The following is a 15,628-nucleotide window of genomic DNA, read 5'->3' as shown; positions in this document are numbered from 1 at the left end:
CGACGAGCGGATCGCGCTGACAGGCGATCACCTTAACAAGGCCGCGCCGGGTTGAACAGCGCGGCTCGGCCGCCGGATCCTCGGGGATAGGCGGCCGCACTATCAGGCGTGGGCGGCTTTGCGCATCTGGTGCTTGACGAACACCGCCACCAGGGCGGCCAGTGCCAGCGCCATGGGGTAGAAGCTCATGCTTACCACCGCCAGCGGCGAGAGGGCGAAGATGGAGCCCAGCAGCAGTGCCTGAGCACCCCAGGGGATGAGCCCCTGCACCACGCAGGAGAAGATGTCGAGCATGGAAGCGGCGCGGCGCGGGGTGACCCCGTGATGATCCGCCAGCTCCTTGGCCACCTTGCTGGCGACTATGATGGCCACCGTGTTGTTGGCGGTGCAGAGGTTGGTGAGGCTCACCACTCCGGCGATGCCGAGCTCGGCCGCCTTCTCGTTCTGCTCGCCGTCGTGCTGACGGGTGAAGCGGGCGATAAGGGCGCTGATGCGGGCGCTTATCCAGGCCAGTCCCCCCTGGCGCTCCATCAGGGCGCCGAGGCCGCCGATCAGCATGGAGAGCAGGAAGATCTCCTGCATGCCGGTGAAGCCCTGATAGATATCCTTGCTGAACTGGCCGAGGGGGTAATCCCCCAGCAGACCGACTCCGCCGGCTGCCAGAATGCCGAGCCCCAGCACCATGAAGACGTTCATGCCAAGGAGGGCCAGCACCAGGATCAGCAGGTAGGGCATCACCTTGAGCAGCTCGACATGGGCCTCGGTGGCGGGGGCATCCCCGACCGACCCCAGGGTCAGATAGAGCAGGATCACCCCGATGGCGGCCGGGGCGGCAATCTTGAAGTTCTCGCGAAACTTGTCCTTCATCTCGCAGCCCTGGCTGCGGGTGGCCGCAATGGTGGTGTCGGAGATGATGGAGAGGTTGTCGCCAAACATGGCGCCGGAGAGGATGGTGCCCGCCATCAGCACAGGATCGATGTCGGCGGCCTGGGCCACGCCTAGCGCCACCGGTGCCACGGCGCCAATGGTGCCCATGGAGGTACCCATGGCGGTGGCGATGAAGGCGGAGATGAGGAACAGCCCCGGCAGCAGGAACCAGCCGGGGATGAGGGAGAGGCCGAGCGCGACAGTGGCATCCACCCCGCCGGTGGCCTTGGCCACGGTGGCGAAGGCACCCGCCAGCAGATAGATGAGGCACATCGCCATGATGTTGCTGTCACCGACCCCCTTGAAGAAGGTCTCGAGGTTCTTGTTGAACCCCTCCTTGCCCAGCACCAGCGCCAGCATGACGGCGGGGAGGGCTGCGACGGGGGCGGGCAGCTGATAGAAGGCGAACTCGACCCCCTGCAGGGTCAGCCAGGTGCCGGTACCGATAAAGAGAGCAAGAAAGACCAGCAGAGGCAGCAGGGCTCTGGCGCTGGGTTGAGTCTGGATCATGTGTTCCTCGATGGTTGAACATGACCTCCCTGTCTCAGCCAGCCCGCAGTGGGGTGAGCGTGGCGGGCATCCTGCCGCTATGGGGCGTCTACAGTAGTGAGTCATGCCCGCCGGGTCAAGATAGCCGTCCAGATGGATGCTGCTTTTTGTCTGATGATTTTGCTTAATTGATTAAATCCGTCAAATATTCGGATTTAATTAGATATGTCGTTGAATTTTCGGGTGACTGACGGCGGCCACGGCGGGCTTTTCAAAGCGGGCGCAGGCTGGTAAAACGGTCTCTTTCCTTAATAGAGATGAGAGGGTGGAGATGGACAATCCGATCCGTGTGGCCGTGATGGGCTGTAATGGTCGTATGGGCAAGGTGCTGCTGGAGGCGATCAGCCATGCCGAGGGCGTGGTGGTCGGGGCGGCGCTGGAGCGACCGGGCTCCGCCGTGATCGGGCTGGATGCCGGCGAACTCAACGGGCTGGGTCGGCTCGGCGTCATCATCAGCGACAGCCTGGACAAGGTACGGGACGAGTTTGATCTCATCATCGACTTCACCCGCCCCGAGGTGACCCTGGCCAACCTGGCCTTCGCCCGGGCCCACCACAAGCAGATGGTGATCGGTACCACCGGCTTTGACGACGCGGGCAAAGCGGCGCTCAAGGCTGCCGCCGGCGAGATCGGCATCGTCTTCGCCTCCAACTACTCGGTCGGCGTCAACCTGGTGTTCAAGCTGCTGGAGCAGGCCGCCAAGGTGATGGGGGATTACACCGACATCGAGATCATCGAGGGGCACCACAGACACAAGGTGGATGCACCGTCCGGCACCGCGCTCTCCATGGGCGAGGTGGTGGCCAAGACGCTCGGACGTGACTTGAAAGAGTGCGCCGTCTACGGCCGCGAGGGGATCACCGGCGAGCGGGATCGCAACACCATCGGCTTTGCCACCATTCGCGCCGGCGATCTGGTGGGGGAGCACACCGTCATGTTCGCCGACATCGGCGAGCGGGTGGAGATCAGCCACAAGGCCTCCAGCCGCCTCACCTTCGCCAACGGTGCGGTGCGCGCCGGCAAGTGGCTCAAGGGGCAGGGCGCCGGCCTCTATGACATGCAGGACGTGCTCGGCCTCAAGTAATCACATCAGCTGACACCAGGTGCCCCGTGGTGTGCACGAAGGGGCTGCCCGGCCCGTTCGTCTGCTAAAACCCCGCATGAGCGGGGTTTTTTTATTGGTGATTTTGTATAAATGGCGCTTACGCAGCTATTTTCATTTGAAGTGGCCTAAATCCTTCATCTCTGCTGCTGCGCCGGATCTGCCATTGCACAAATGTCATCGGCTGGTAACGAAATTGGGCCTCAACAGCCCCTGTTAGGGCCTTTTTTTACATCCATCAAAACAGACTAAAAATTCAAACGCAGAAAAACGTTTTCCATTTTTGAAGGCCACTCATCCTCCTTAAAAAAGCTGTTTGCAGGCGTTGAGATTTTTTATATGAAACTTCATTTTATTGTTTTTTAAGGATTAAAAGTTGGTTTTTGTAGCAATGCTGGCCTCTTGGTCTGGATTGGCAGCAACTTTTGCCTTTTCTTTTCAGGGTGGGGGTTGCAAAGCGATTGAGTGCATAGATAATGGGTAATGTTGCTTTTTTATTGAATTTAGATGCATTTCAGATGAGAAAAGACGTTGAAATGCGATCGTTTTTAAGTAGAATGCGCCCAATTTGCCAGAAATCTGCCGGGTTCGAGTCCTGTCCAAGGCCGGAACCGAGCCCGCAACACCCAGGTAAATTGCTGAATTTAAAGCTAAATAACTGGAGGTTGTCTTGAATCACACTGCATTGCTAGTGCTGGAAGATGGAACTGTGTTCAAAGGCGTGTCGATAGGCGCCGAGGGATGTTCCGTTGGTGAAGTGGTTTTCAATACGTCGATGACGGGCTATCAGGAAATCCTCACCGATCCCTCTTATTCCCGTCAGATAGTCACCCTCACTTACCCCCATATAGGCAACACCGGCACCAACAGCGAAGATGAAGAGTCCAGTCAAATCCACGCACAGGGATTGATCATCCGGGACCTTCCGATACTTGCCTCCAATTTCCGCAATCAGCAATCCCTCTCCGAATACCTCAAGTCTCACAACATCGTTGGCATCGCCGACATCGACACCCGCAAACTGACCCGCATCCTGCGCGAGAAAGGCGCCCAGGCTGGCTGCATTCTGGCCGGGAAACAGGTTGATGAAGCCTATGCCCTCGAACAGGCCCGCGCCTTCCCCGGCCTGAAGGGGATGGATCTGGCCAAAGAGGTGACGGTTGGCGAGGCGTACAACTGGACCGAAGGCAGCTGGCAGCTTGGCAAGGGGCACGTCACCCCGGCTGCCGACCAGCTCAAATACCACGTGGTGGCCTACGATTTTGGCGTCAAGCGCAACATCCTGCGCATGTTGGTGGACCGTGGCTGCCGCCTGACCGTGGTGCCAGCCAAGACCCCGGCCGCCGAAGTACTGGCGCTGAACCCCGATGGCATCTTCCTCTCCAACGGCCCCGGTGACCCCGAGCCGTGCGACTACGCCATCGAGGCCATCGAGGCCTTCCTCAAGACCAATATCCCGGTGTTCGGCATCTGCCTGGGCCACCAGCTGCTGGGTCTGGCCTCCGGCGCCAAGACCATCAAGATGAAGTTCGGCCACCACGGTGCCAACCACCCGGTGAAGAGCCTGGACGACAACACCGTCATGATCACCGCCCAGAACCACGGTTTTGCGGTGGACGAGCAGACCCTGCCGGCTTGCCTGCGCGCGACCCACGTCTCCCTGTTCGACGGGTCACTGCAGGGCATCCATCGCACCGACCGGCCGGCTTTCAGCTTCCAGGGTCACCCCGAAGCGAGCCCGGGCCCGCACGACTGTGCCGGTCTGTTCGACCACTTTATTGAATTGATCAAGCAGTATCGCGCTTAAGAGGAAAAGAGAAGCCATGCCAAAACGTAACGACCTACAGAGCATCCTGATCCTCGGCGCCGGCCCCATCGTCATCGGCCAGGCCTGCGAATTCGACTACTCCGGCGCCCAGGCCTGCAAGGCCCTGCGCGAGGAGGGCTACCGCGTCATTCTGGTGAACTCCAACCCGGCCACCATCATGACCGACCCGGAGATGGCCGACGCCACCTACATCGAGCCCATCACCTGGGAAGTGGTGCGCGAGATCATCAAGAAAGAGCGCCCGGACGCCATCCTGCCCACCATGGGCGGCCAGACCGCGCTCAACTGCGCATTGGCGCTGGAGAAGCACGGCGTGCTGGCCGAGTTCGGTGTCGAGATGATCGGCGCCACCGCCGACGCCATCGACAAGGCCGAGGATCGCTCCCGCTTTGACAAGGCGATGCGCAGCATCGGCCTGGAGTGCCCGCGCGCCGGCATCGCCCACAACATGGAAGAGGCCTGGGGCGTGCAGCAGATGGTGGGCTTCCCCTGCATCATCCGTCCCTCCTTCACCATGGGTGGCTCCGGCGGCGGCATCGCCTACAACACCGAAGAGTTCGTCGAGATCTGCGAGCGCGGTCTGGACTTGTCGCCGACCAAAGAGCTGCTCATCGACGAGTCGCTGATCGGCTGGAAAGAGTACGAGATGGAGGTGGTACGGGATCGCAACGACAACTGCATCATCGTCTGCGCCATCGAGAACTTCGACCCCATGGGCATTCACACCGGTGACTCCATCACGGTCGCGCCAGCCCAGACGCTGACCGACAAGGAGTACCAGCTGATGCGCAACGCCTCCATGGCGGTGCTGCGCGAGATCGGCGTCGAGACCGGTGGCTCCAACGTCCAGTTCGGCATCAACCCGAAAGATGGCCGCATGGTCATCATCGAGATGAACCCGCGGGTGTCGCGCTCCTCTGCGCTGGCCTCCAAGGCGACCGGCTTCCCCATCGCCAAGATCGCCGCCAAGCTCGCCATCGGCTACACCCTGGACGAGCTGATGAACGACATCACCGGTGGTCGCACCCCGGCCTCCTTCGAGCCGGCCATCGACTACGTGGTCACCAAGGTGCCGCGTTTCAACTTCGAGAAGTTCGCCGGTGCCAACGACCGTCTGACGACCCAGATGAAATCGGTCGGCGAAGTGATGGCTATCGGCCGTAACTTCCAGGAGTCCCTGCACAAGGCGTTGCGAAGCCTCGAGACCGGCAAGACCGGCTTCGACCCCATGGTTGACCTCAATGCCCCGGACTCCCTGACCCGCATCCGTCACGAGCTGCAGGATGCCGGTAGCGACCGTATTTTCTACATCGCCGATGCGTTCCGCGCCGGTCTCTCCATGGATGGCATCTTCAAGCTGACCAAGATTGACCCCTGGTTCCTGGTGCAGATTGAAGATCTGGTGAAGCTGGAAGAAGAGGTGAAAGAGCGCGGCATGGCCGGTCTCGATGCTGACTTCCTGCGAGCCTTGAAGCGCAAAGGCTTTGCCGATGCCCGTCTGGCCAAGATCCTCGGTGTGGCCGAAGGGGAAGTGCGCAAACTGCGTGCCCGCCACAACATCTTCCCGGTCTACAAGCGGGTCGATACCTGCGCCGCCGAGTTCGCCACCAACACCGCCTACATGTACTCCAGCTATGACGAGGAGTGCGAAGCGGCCCCGAGCAACCGCGACAAGATCATGATCATCGGCGGCGGCCCGAACCGTATTGGTCAGGGAATCGAGTTCGACTACTGCTGCGTGCACGCGGCGCTGGCCCTGCGCGAAGACGGTTATGAGACCATCATGGTCAACTGCAACCCGGAGACCGTCTCCACCGATTACGACACTTCCGACCGTCTCTACTTCGAACCGGTCACCCTGGAAGATGTGCTGGAAATCGTGCGCATCGAAAAACCCAAGGGCGTTATCGTCCAGTACGGCGGCCAGACCCCGCTGAAGCTTGCACGGGCGTTGGAAGCCAACGGTGTGCCGATTATCGGTACCAGCCCGGATGCCATCGACCGCGCCGAAGACCGCGAGCGCTTCCAGTCTGCCGTCGAGCGCCTCGGCCTCAAGCAGCCGGAAAACGGCACCGTCACCGCGCTGGAGCAGGCCGTGTTGCTGGCCGAGCGGATCACCTATCCGCTGGTGGTGCGCCCCTCCTACGTGCTGGGTGGCCGCGCCATGGAGATCGTCTATGACGAGCAGGATCTGCGTCGCTACTTCGCCGAGGCGGTGAGCGTCTCCAACGAATCGCCGGTACTGCTGGACCGCTTCCTGGACGATGCGACTGAGCTGGACGTGGATGCCATCTGCGACGGCACCGATGTAGTCATCGGCGGCATCATGGAGCACATCGAGCAGGCCGGTATCCACTCCGGTGACTCCGGTTGCTCCCTGCCTCCTTACACCTTGTCCAAGAAGATTCAGGACGAGATCCGCGAGCAGGTGCGCAAGCTGGCGCTGGAGCTCGGCGTTATCGGCCTGATGAACGTGCAGTTCGCGGTCAAGGGCGATGACATCTACCTCATCGAGGTGAACCCGCGTGCCGCCCGTACCGTGCCGTTCGTCTCCAAGGCGACCGGTGCCCCGCTGGCCAAGATTGCCGCTCGTGTAATGGCCGGCCAGTCGCTGCAAGAACAGGGCTTTACCAAAGAGATCATCCCGCCCTACTACTCGGTGAAAGAGGTGGTGCTGCCGTTCGCCAAGTTCCCGGGGGTTGACCCGCTGCTGGGGCCGGAGATGCGCTCTACCGGTGAGGTGATGGGGGTAGGCAGCAGCTTCGCCGAGGCCTATGCCAAGGCGCAGCTGGGGGCCAACCACGCTGTACCGAAAGAGGGGCGCGCCCTCTTGTCGGTGCGTCACAGCGACAAGGCGCAGGTGGTCGATTTGGCTGCCAAGCTGCTGGAGCTGGGCTACGAGCTGGATGCCACCCACGGTACCGCAGTCGCACTGGGTGAAGCGAGCATCAACCCGCGCCTGGTCAACAAGGTGCACGAAGGTCGCCCGCATATTCTGGATCGCATCAAGAATGGCGAGTACACCTACATCGTCAACACCGCCGAAGGGCGGGTGGCGATCCAGGACTCCAAGCAGCTGCGTCGCGCCGCCTTGCAGAACAAGGTGGCGTATACCACCACCATGAATGAGGCGTTTGCCACCTGCATGGCCATCAGCGTGGATGCCACCGCCAACGTCAACTCGGTGCAGGAGCTGCACCAGAAGGTCGAGAACCAGCTGAAAAGCCGCTAAGACTGCGTGATGAAGGAGGGACGCCTCCTTCGTGACCCGATAAAACCCCGCCAGCGATGGCGGGGTTTTTTATTGGCAAAGAGATTGGGTGCCATGGCAACCGGCGTCACCGAGCAACATGCTATGGGTGATATTCACTCTCTATGAGCAGGAAAAAGTGACAATGATTGCGCAATAGATGTATTTGACAGCGTTCTTTGCAATCTCTCGCCCGCGTCGCCTCTCTATACTGGTTTCTCGTCACAGGATTTATCGACCCAGGTCGTCTGCGCCTGCCAACGCAGGGGCGAGCAGATCGGGCCCGCAGCCTTATCGGGTTGTGCGGCCGGCCTACTCTTACCGGAAGGGGCCACAGGAAACCGGGCGTGGGGCTACTGCCGCACGACCGGCCAGGGCCAGCGTTACCGCGCCAACCCGCTTCCCCTCCTTGTCCCCGTCAATCAGCCCAGCCGTACCGCCAGGACATCTGCCAAGGGAATCAGAATATGAGCTTCGATCATCGCAAATACCGCCGTGCCCCCGTCATCAATCTGGCGGATCGCCAGTGGCCCAACCGGGTGCTGGAGCGGGCCCCGCTCTGGTGCGCGGTGGATCTGCGCGACGGCAACCAGGCGCTGGTCGAGCCGATGACGGTGGCCCAGAAGCTGCAGATGTGGGCGCTGATGGTGCACATCGGCTTCAAGCACATCGAGGTAGGCTTTCCGGCCGCCTCTCAGCCCGATTTCGACTTCGTGCGCGAGCTTATCGACCGCAATCTCATTCCGGACGACGTCACCATCCAGGTGCTGGTGCAGGCGCGCGAAGATCTGATAGCCCGCACCTTCGAGGCCCTCAAGGGGGCGAAGCGGGCCATCGTCCACGTCTACAACTCGGTCAACCCGACCCAGCGCAACTATGTGTTCAACTCAGGGCGTGAAGGGGTCAAGGCCATCGCCGTGCAGGGGGCGCGCTGGGTACGGGAGTATGCGGCCCGCAATCCGGGCACCGAGTGGAGTTTCCAGTATTCCCCGGAGAGCTTCAGCAGCACCGAGGTGGAGTTCGCCGTCGAGGTATGTGACGCGGTGATCGATGAGTGGCGGCCGGCGGCCCGCCCGATGATCCTGAACCTGCCCGCCACCGTGGAGGTGAGCACCCCCAACGTGTTTGCGGATCAGGTGGAGTGGTTCTGCCGCAACCTCAAGGCGCGCCCCGAGGTGAGCATCTCCATCCATACCCACAACGATCGGGGCTGCGGGGTGGCCGCCGCCGAGCTGGCGGTGCTGGCGGGGGCGGATCGCATCGAGGGCACCCTGCTCGGCAACGGCGAGCGCACCGGCAACATGGACATCGTCACCATGGCCATGAACCTCTACAGCCAGGGGATCGATCCCGAGCTCAACCTGGCGGACATGGATGCCATCGTTGCGACCGTGGGGGCCTGTACCCAGATTGCCCTGCACCCGCGTCACCCCTATGCCGGCGAGCTGGTGTACACGGCGTTTTCCGGCAGCCACCAGGACGCCATCCGCAAATCTCTCGCGGCAGAAAAACCTGATCACTACTGGGACGTGGCTTACCTGCCCATCGACCCTGCCGATCTCGGTCGCAGCTACGAGGCGGTGATCCGCATCAACAGCCAGTCCGGCAAGGGTGGGGTCACCTACCTGCTGGAGCGCGACCTTGGCCTGCAACTGCCGCGCTGGCTGCAAATTGACTTCAGCCGCCGGGTCCAGGCCGAGGCTGAGGCAAGCAGCAGCGAGATAAGTCCGGAGCAGATCCGCACCCTGTTCGAGCGCCACTATCTCGAGCCCGCCCACGGCTATCGCATCGGTCGCTTCCAGCTTGGTCGCGACAGCCAGGAGAGCCTGCGCCTCGAGCTGCAGACCCCGACCGGCTCGTTGCAGCTGAGCGGTGAAGGGGAGGGGGCCATCACGGCGCTGGTCAACGGCTGGCAGCGCCAGACCGGGATGCACATCGACGTGCTGGATTACTCCGAGCATGCCTTGAGCGCCGGCACCGAGTCCCGCGCCGCCGCCTACGTGCTGCTGAGCGTCGACGGGACCCGTACCTGCGGGGTGGCCATCGGCCGCGACGTGGTCAGCGCCTCCCTGCAGGCGGTGATCAATGGCGCCGCCCAGATAGAGGAGCTGCGCCAGAGCGCCTGATCCCGGCGTCGTCTCGACCCTTGGGGGTCCTCGCCATGCCGGCGGGGGCCCTTGTCATTGATGGCTTCTGCTCCCCGTCCCAATCCTCTACAATGCCCTGCCTGTCTGCGTCCGGATACCCTTTGCGGGTGCCGGGACGCCTCATCCACCGGGAAGCATTCATGTCTCATCTCATCGTCTGTCGTCATTATCTGGCCCCGCTGCTGGCCACCTTGCTGCTGGCCGCCTGTGCCAGTGAACCCGTCAGTCAGGGTGATGCCAGCAAGCCTGGCAGCGCCGCCGTCACCGGGCCGGCCATCGCCAGACCCGCCCCGCTGCCCAAGGCCCAGGTCCCCCGGGCGCCCGCCAGCATGCAGTCACGCATCGTGCGGCTGCTGCCGGCCCGCACCGTGGATCGCAACGGCTGGGCCCAGAATATCGTCACCGCCCTCGCCAAACAGGATCTGGCGGTGACCGACGAGAATGTCTGCTCCGTGCTGGCGGTGGCGGAGCAGGAGTCCACCTTTCAGGCCGACCCCGTGGTGCCGGGCCTTGGCAAGATCGCCTGGAAGGAGATCAACGCCCGCGCCGGCAAGCTGCTGATCCCCGAGTTCGTGGTGCGCACCGCGCTCTCCATCAACTCGCCCACCGGCAAAACTTACGCCGAGCGTATCGACAAGTTGCGCACCGAGCGGGAGATGAGCGAGATCTTCGAGGACATGATAGGGGAGGTGCCCATGGGCAAGACCCTGTTCGGCAACATGAACCCGGTCCGTACCGGCGGCCCCATGCAGGTGAGCATCGCCTTTGCCGAGGCCAACACCGACGGCTATCCCTATCCGATCAAGGAGTCGATTCGCCACGAGGTGTTCAGTCGTCGTGGTGGCATCTGGTTCGGCACCCGCCACCTGCTCAACTACCCGGCCCAGTATCCGGATCACCTCTACCGCTATGCCGACTTCAATGCCGGCTGGTACGCCAGCCGCAACGCCGCCTTCCAGGCGGCGGTGAGCCGGTTGAGTGGCAAGCCGCTGGCGCTGGATGGGGATCTCATTCGCTACGACTCCGAGCTGCCGGGCAAGACCGAGCTCGCGGTTCATACCATCGCCGGCCAGCTCAACATGAGCCAGCAGGCCATCCACCAGAGCCTGAAGCTCGGCGACACCAGCGAGTTTGCCCAAAGCGATCTCTACCACAGGGTCTTCGTGCTGGCCGATCGCAAGGCGGGCAGCCGGCTGCCCCGCGCCGTGCTGCCGGGCATCTCTCTCAAGAGCCCCAAGATCACCCGCAATCTCACCACCGCCTGGTTTGCCAAGCGAGTGCAGTGGCGCCAGCAAACCTGCCTCAAGCGGCTGGGGTCGCTGTAACTGCAATAACAAAGGCGGCCAATAGGCCGCCTTTGTTTTACGTAGATATCATGGCGTCAAGTTAACTCTTTAACCGCAACCAGTATCTTGTAATTGTTTTTCCACTCTCCTTCGACAGGAAGATCAGAAAACTCCAGTGTTTTACTATATAGAAATGGATCGCTATTTAGGCAGGTTGGCCAAGTATCAAAGATATCTTGCTTGCCTTTCGTTTCTGTCCAGACATCAGCCAGCACTACGGCATAACGCTGGCGCTGTATTGGGTTAATCAGCCCCTTTTCAAGCAACAGGAGTGCTTCATTGGACTGCATTCGTTCAATATCATTCCTGACACTATCAGTTTTTGATTGAGGTGCCGTAAAGCGCTTAGCCTCAATAAGAAATAGCTCCGTTTCAGTGAAAACTACGGCGTCCATATGTTTCTTTTCTGTGAGGCTTATTGGAGCCTCAAACCATGAGAAACATGAGCCGGGATAGAGGCTTTCAAGCGCAGAAACAAAATTGTTGGTGAGATTTCGCTCGGTGAAGCCGGTAGAGCCATGTGCAGGGTAGTAGTGGGAAAAAATAGTTGTATATCGGCTGTGCAAACGAGCCATTAGTTTATCTAGACATACTTGCATGTTGTTGCTCCATAAATGTGCTGGTGTATCTAGGCCAAGGGGTTTTAAAGCTGCGATAGGGTGTAAACATAAAATTAATCCCCTGCACAGTTTCAGTGGCTCTGGCCCGTTTAATGATTCGGTATAGTGTCTTCCGATTAAGGGGACTGACTGTGTGACAATGTAACGCCCCTGCATTTTGGAAAACCGCTGCATCCCCAAAATTGATTACCCTTGTTCTCCCCCCGAGTTGCGGTGCGCAATACCATGGTGCCGCCACATCTGGGGCAGAGCGGGGGTGGATTGTCCGGTGGCGATACACTCTGTGAGGGGGGTTGGCAACTGATTGCCTGACAGGTGCGCGGGTGGACATATGGTTAGCGGATGGGCCGGCATGACGTGCCTTGAGCTGGGTGACATGCTGCCGGTGGGTTTGCCAACTGGCGGCCAAGCGGCCTTGCTGAATGGTGTCGACAATCCGCTCAACGTCGGCGGTGCTCAAGACGGGGGTGGTCTTGCTCTTGATATAGCTGACCAGGCCGCGACGCATGACGTTCTCCGGCATGGGGGTCTTGAAGGCGCAGTCGCCAATAAAATAGACGATGGAATGCAACTGGTGATCCGCCAGCCCCAGCAGGGATTTGAGGGTCATCAAGTGCAGATAGTTTTGATGCAACGGGTTTTGAAAGCCGTGCCGGCGTCGAAACAGCTGCTGGGTCCAGCGCTTGTGTCTGGGATCGCCGAAGATCCACCCTTTCATGTTCTTGGTTTCTATCACGAATACCCCGAAGCGGGAGACGAGCACCTGATCGATCTGGGTGCTGCCCTGCTCGAGCGGCAGAGTGACATTGCTCAGCAGATGATATTCCTGCCGGTTGAGAAAGAGCCGGATGCTGAGATTGAGCAGCCACTCCCCGATCATGCCCTTGAACCAGGGACTCTTGGCGATGGTGGCCAGCAACAACAGTGGCAGCAGCAACCAGAGCTGGTTCAGCAGAACGGCCATCAGGGCGGTAACGTCCATGTCATCTCTCCTCGCTCCCGATGCCTTTCCCTGGCGACGGGGCACTCTTATGGCGTGAGCCTGGTTTGCACCACAGGGTTGGTGCCATCCGGAAAATGGGGTGCCGAAGTGAACTACTGTAGCGAGTTGACCAGAAGGAATGTGTGACCGCTTGCACCAACTGAGCGGCTCATCTCTCTTTTTGTGCCAGTGATAGAGAGGGAAGGCGCCGCAGGGCGTGGCCTAGAAGCTCATCGCCAGCCCGACGCCGTAGCCGCTGGTGTTGTGGCTGAACATATAGCGGGCCACCAGCCGGGTTCGGGTGACGAAGATATCGTACTTGCTGCTGTCGAGCTCCACCCCAAGGCCAAGGGAGTTGAGGGAGTTGAAGCCGAGCAGGCCGCGCTGCTCGCCCAGGTATTCGGTGCGGGCCCCCTCCATCACGTAGCGCACGGGTTTGCCCAGCAGCGTCAAATCGCCGATGGGGGCGCGCCGGCGCAGATAGAGGCCGAGGTTTTCGGCGTTGGCCTGGCCGGCCACGCTGGCGGCGGTGCCGCCAAAGCTCTGCAGGTGCTGATAGGAGTAACGCAGCTCGGCATCGATGTCCTGGGCGGGGGAAAACAGCTCGTAGTCCAGCATCATGGCGCCGCCGAGGCCGTAGACGTCGAGCCTGCCGCCATCGAGAAAATCGAGGTTCTTGCCGGTGTACTGGCCCAGTAGCCAGTTGCCGATGCGCAGATCGCTCGCCACCGTGCCGAGGGTGACGTTGCCGATGGGGCGCAGCACCCAGTTGCCGCCGTGTTTGTCCCGGTGCAGCCCTATGTCCCAGCCAAAACCGCCGGTGGCCGTCAGGCTGTTCCACTTGGTGGGAACGGTGCGGCTCTCGCTGCCGTTGCTGACTACGAACTGGGGATCGTAGCGGCTGAATCCCAGGGTTCCTTCCAGATAAATCGGGACGCTCTCGCTCATGGTGGCGCCGCCGCCGACCTGGGTCATATTGAGCGCCGCCGACTGGTTGGTGCCGCTACCGATGTTGATGTTGCTGGCGGTGATGTCGGGCACCACGGTAAAGGTCATCAGCGACACCACGGCGTTGGCGCGCTGTTGCACCAACGAATCGTCGTCAGCCATGGCCTGACAGCTGCACAGCAGACCGAGCAGCAGGGCGGGGCGAAGCGGAGGGGTGAGAGGTGTGAACATGCCGGGATCCCGTGAAGCCTCTTCCGATGAGGCACGGTTACACTGTAGCGATTTTTTGTTCGCTTGGCAGCCTCAACCATGAGCCGGATGACGCCATTTGTGCCCATTCACTCCCCGGCGCAGCAGGCTGAACGCTCTGGCGAGCTTGTTCGCGCAAGGGACAGACGCAGAGGCAAAATCCATTAAACTCAATGGGTCACCTCGGGCCGTGGTGCAGGCCGAGTTTGGCCAGCTCACCATGCTGGGGCAGGACTGGTCCGAATGGGACGAGACCTACGCCTACATGGTGAGCCGCGATCCCGTCTATCTGGCGGCCAATCTCAACGTGCGCACCTTCGAGACCCTGGGGGGATCTGGTAGCCCTCTATGATGCCGACAAGCAGCCACAGGCGGCGTTTGCCTATCATGGCGGCCAGCTGGTGACGCAGACGACGGCCCAGCTGGCGCCCCTGACCGATTATCTGGTGCGCTAGGGCAGCCTCAAGCCCAATGCCGGCATCTGGTTTGACGGCGAGCGTTACTACCTGCTGGCCGCCACCCAGATCCTGACCAGCGAGGGGGAGGGGCTCTCCGGCACCATCTTGATGGCCCCCTCAAGCAGGCGGATGAACTGCTCGGCTTGATCATCGCCGAGCGGGCCAGGCTGAGCGGGGTATGGCATCCCGACGAACTCGCCTTCGTGCTGTCGGTGTGCGATCTCTCGGCCCAGACCCTGCTCACCCTCACCAAACTGCAACGCCTCAAGCGCAGTTGACGCCGTTTTGCTGTCTGGGCCCCTCCAGCCGGAGCGGGCCCGATTTTTTTGATGGCCCTGGCCGATTATCTCCCCTATCCATGACCTGTATTAATTTTTTGTTCACTTGGCCGGGTGTATAACGGGCCACCCTCAGGGAGAAAAGGGGTTGGCGACAGGGAGGGTCTGCCGCACCGGAGGCCGTCAGGCCACCCAGGATGGATGCTCACGAAGTTGATGGGAGTCACCAGATGCAGGACATGCTGCTTGCCATATGGCAACAGGACTTTGACCAATTGATCCAGATGCAGGCGGTGGGCCTGCTCGTCACCTGCCTGGTGGTGATCCTTTTTCTTGAATCGAGTTTCGTGTTTCTGCCTCTGCCCGGCGACAGCCTGGTGCTGCTGGCCGGCGGGCTGGTGGGAATGGGGGTGCTCGGCCCCGAGGTGACGCTGCTCTACATGCCGCTGGCGGCGGGGCTTGGCAGCCTGATCGCCTATGTGCAGGGGCAGGCGCTGCACGGCACCGCCTTCATGGGCCACGTGGAGCGGATGATCCCGGACGGCAGCCTGCCGCGGGCCTCCCGTCTGCTGCACAACTACGGCTTCTGGGCCATGTTCTCCTCCCGTTTCGTGCCCTTCGTGCGGGTGCTGACGCCCATGCTGATGGGGGTCTCGCGGCTGCACCTGCCGCGGGTGATGATCGCCAGTTTTGCCAGCGCCTTCCTCTGGGCCCTGGTGCTGAGCCTGGTAGGCAAGGCGGTGATGGCAGCCCCGGTGTTCGCCCAGTATCACGAGCTGCTGACCAAGTGCCTGCTGGTGACTTCCCTCGGTCTGTTCGTCATCGCCATGGCCGCCATCGCCATCCGGCTGCTCAAACGCCCGACCAACCGCATTCGCTGATCGGCTGGGGCAGGGCCCCGCCGTCTGTTGCTCTCATTCTTCATGGCGCCGCCGCCCTTGGCT

Annotated in this window: 10 protein-coding genes and 2 pseudogenes; 8 read left to right on the top strand and 4 right to left on the bottom strand. The window is 61.3% G+C overall.

Annotated features, from left to right (window positions below):
- Window positions 1-102: 102 nt before the first annotated feature.
- Window positions 103-1,437: a Na+/H+ antiporter NhaC family protein gene (locus ACPDZI_RS13545; RefSeq protein WP_268030486.1), complete on the bottom strand. Its 1,335-nt coding sequence runs from the start codon at window positions 1,435-1,437 to the stop codon at window positions 103-105.
- A 310-nt stretch (window positions 1,438-1,747) separates the two neighbouring features.
- On the opposite strand from ACPDZI_RS13545, the gene dapB reads away from it, so the two are divergent.
- The 5 genes from dapB to ACPDZI_RS13520 all read left to right on the top strand — a co-directional run bounded on the left by dapB (window position 1,748) and on the right by ACPDZI_RS13520 (window position 11,128).
- Complete coding sequence (gene dapB, locus ACPDZI_RS13540) at window positions 1,748-2,560, top strand: 4-hydroxy-tetrahydrodipicolinate reductase (RefSeq protein ID WP_011706537.1); 813 nt, start codon at window positions 1,748-1,750, stop codon at window positions 2,558-2,560.
- A 688-nt stretch (window positions 2,561-3,248) separates the two neighbouring features.
- Window positions 3,249-4,385 carry a glutamine-hydrolyzing carbamoyl-phosphate synthase small subunit gene (carA, locus tag ACPDZI_RS13535; RefSeq protein WP_043165479.1) on the top strand — a complete coding sequence of 379 codons (1,137 nt, stop codon included), beginning with the start codon at window positions 3,249-3,251 and terminating at the stop codon, window positions 4,383-4,385.
- A gap of 16 nt (window positions 4,386-4,401) precedes the next feature.
- On the top strand, window positions 4,402-7,638 hold the full coding sequence (gene carB / locus ACPDZI_RS13530; protein WP_076361403.1) for a carbamoyl-phosphate synthase large subunit: 3,237 nt from the start codon (window positions 4,402-4,404) through the stop codon (window positions 7,636-7,638).
- Between the two features lie 485 nt (window positions 7,639-8,123).
- Window positions 8,124-9,782 (top strand): 2-isopropylmalate synthase, encoded by a 1,659-nt coding sequence (gene leuA, locus ACPDZI_RS13525; RefSeq protein WP_421184199.1) that lies wholly within the window; start codon window positions 8,124-8,126, stop codon window positions 9,780-9,782.
- Window positions 9,783-9,874: 92 nt separating this feature from the next.
- Entirely contained in the window at window positions 9,875-11,128 is a 1,254-nt protein-coding gene (locus tag ACPDZI_RS13520) for a DUF1615 domain-containing protein (protein ID WP_438833302.1), read from the top strand.
- A 56-nt stretch (window positions 11,129-11,184) separates the two neighbouring features.
- Here the strand turns inward: ACPDZI_RS13520 and ACPDZI_RS13515 are convergent, their stop codons facing one another.
- The 3 genes and pseudogenes from ACPDZI_RS13515 to ACPDZI_RS13505 form a co-directional block, all read right to left on the bottom strand.
- A complete protein-coding gene (locus tag ACPDZI_RS13515) occupies window positions 11,185-11,748 on the bottom strand; it encodes a hypothetical protein (protein ID WP_202011419.1) in 564 nt (187 codons plus the stop codon).
- 137 nt (window positions 11,749-11,885) lie between these two features.
- Window positions 11,886-12,751, bottom strand: a pseudogene (locus ACPDZI_RS13510) (NERD domain-containing protein).
- Window positions 12,752-12,973: 222 nt separating this feature from the next.
- Window positions 12,974-13,930 (bottom strand): hypothetical protein, encoded by a 957-nt coding sequence (locus ACPDZI_RS13505; protein ID WP_411637024.1) that lies wholly within the window; start codon window positions 13,928-13,930, stop codon window positions 12,974-12,976.
- A 211-nt stretch (window positions 13,931-14,141) separates the two neighbouring features.
- On the opposite strand from ACPDZI_RS13505, the gene ACPDZI_RS13500 reads away from it, so the two are divergent.
- The 3 genes and pseudogenes from ACPDZI_RS13500 (at window position 14,142) to ACPDZI_RS13490 (ending at window position 15,565) form a co-directional block, all read left to right on the top strand.
- Window positions 14,142-14,300: a CHASE4 domain-containing protein gene (locus ACPDZI_RS13500; RefSeq protein ID WP_408756157.1), complete on the top strand. Its 159-nt coding sequence runs from the start codon at window positions 14,142-14,144 to the stop codon at window positions 14,298-14,300.
- A gap of 222 nt (window positions 14,301-14,522) precedes the next feature.
- Window positions 14,523-14,684 (top strand): annotated as a pseudogene (locus tag ACPDZI_RS13495) (CHASE4 domain-containing protein); the annotation flags it as partial.
- A gap of 230 nt (window positions 14,685-14,914) precedes the next feature.
- Window positions 14,915-15,565, top strand: coding sequence for a DedA family protein (locus tag ACPDZI_RS13490; protein ID WP_011706529.1), 651 nt, complete (start codon window positions 14,915-14,917; stop codon window positions 15,563-15,565).
- The last annotated feature ends 63 nt before the right edge of the window (window positions 15,566-15,628 follow it).

It is taken from the genome of Aeromonas oralensis, assembly GCF_049665575.1.
In the GTDB taxonomy this organism is placed as follows: Bacteria; Pseudomonadota; Gammaproteobacteria; order Enterobacterales; family Aeromonadaceae; genus Aeromonas; species Aeromonas hydrophila.
Note: the sequence above shows the minus strand (reverse complement) of the source record. Positions and strands in the feature narration are given on the sequence as shown.

Coding starts and splice junctions, on each gene's coding strand:
- carB (WP_076361403.1), top strand. CDS start 4,402: ATGCCAAAACGTAACGACCTACAGAGCATCCTGATCCTCGGCGCCGGC.
- ACPDZI_RS13490 (WP_011706529.1), top strand. CDS start 14,915: ATGCAGGACATGCTGCTTGCCATATGGCAACAGGACTTTGACCAATTG.
- leuA (WP_421184199.1), top strand. CDS start 8,124: ATGAGCTTCGATCATCGCAAATACCGCCGTGCCCCCGTCATCAATCTG.
- dapB (WP_011706537.1), top strand. CDS start 1,748: ATGGACAATCCGATCCGTGTGGCCGTGATGGGCTGTAATGGTCGTATG.
- ACPDZI_RS13515 (WP_202011419.1), bottom strand. CDS start 11,748: ATGCAAGTATGTCTAGATAAACTAATGGCTCGTTTGCACAGCCGATAT.
- ACPDZI_RS13545 (WP_268030486.1), bottom strand. CDS start 1,437: ATGATCCAGACTCAACCCAGCGCCAGAGCCCTGCTGCCTCTGCTGGTC.
- ACPDZI_RS13520 (WP_438833302.1), top strand. CDS start 9,875: ATGCCCTGCCTGTCTGCGTCCGGATACCCTTTGCGGGTGCCGGGACGC.
- ACPDZI_RS13505 (WP_411637024.1), bottom strand. CDS start 13,930: ATGTTCACACCTCTCACCCCTCCGCTTCGCCCCGCCCTGCTGCTCGGT.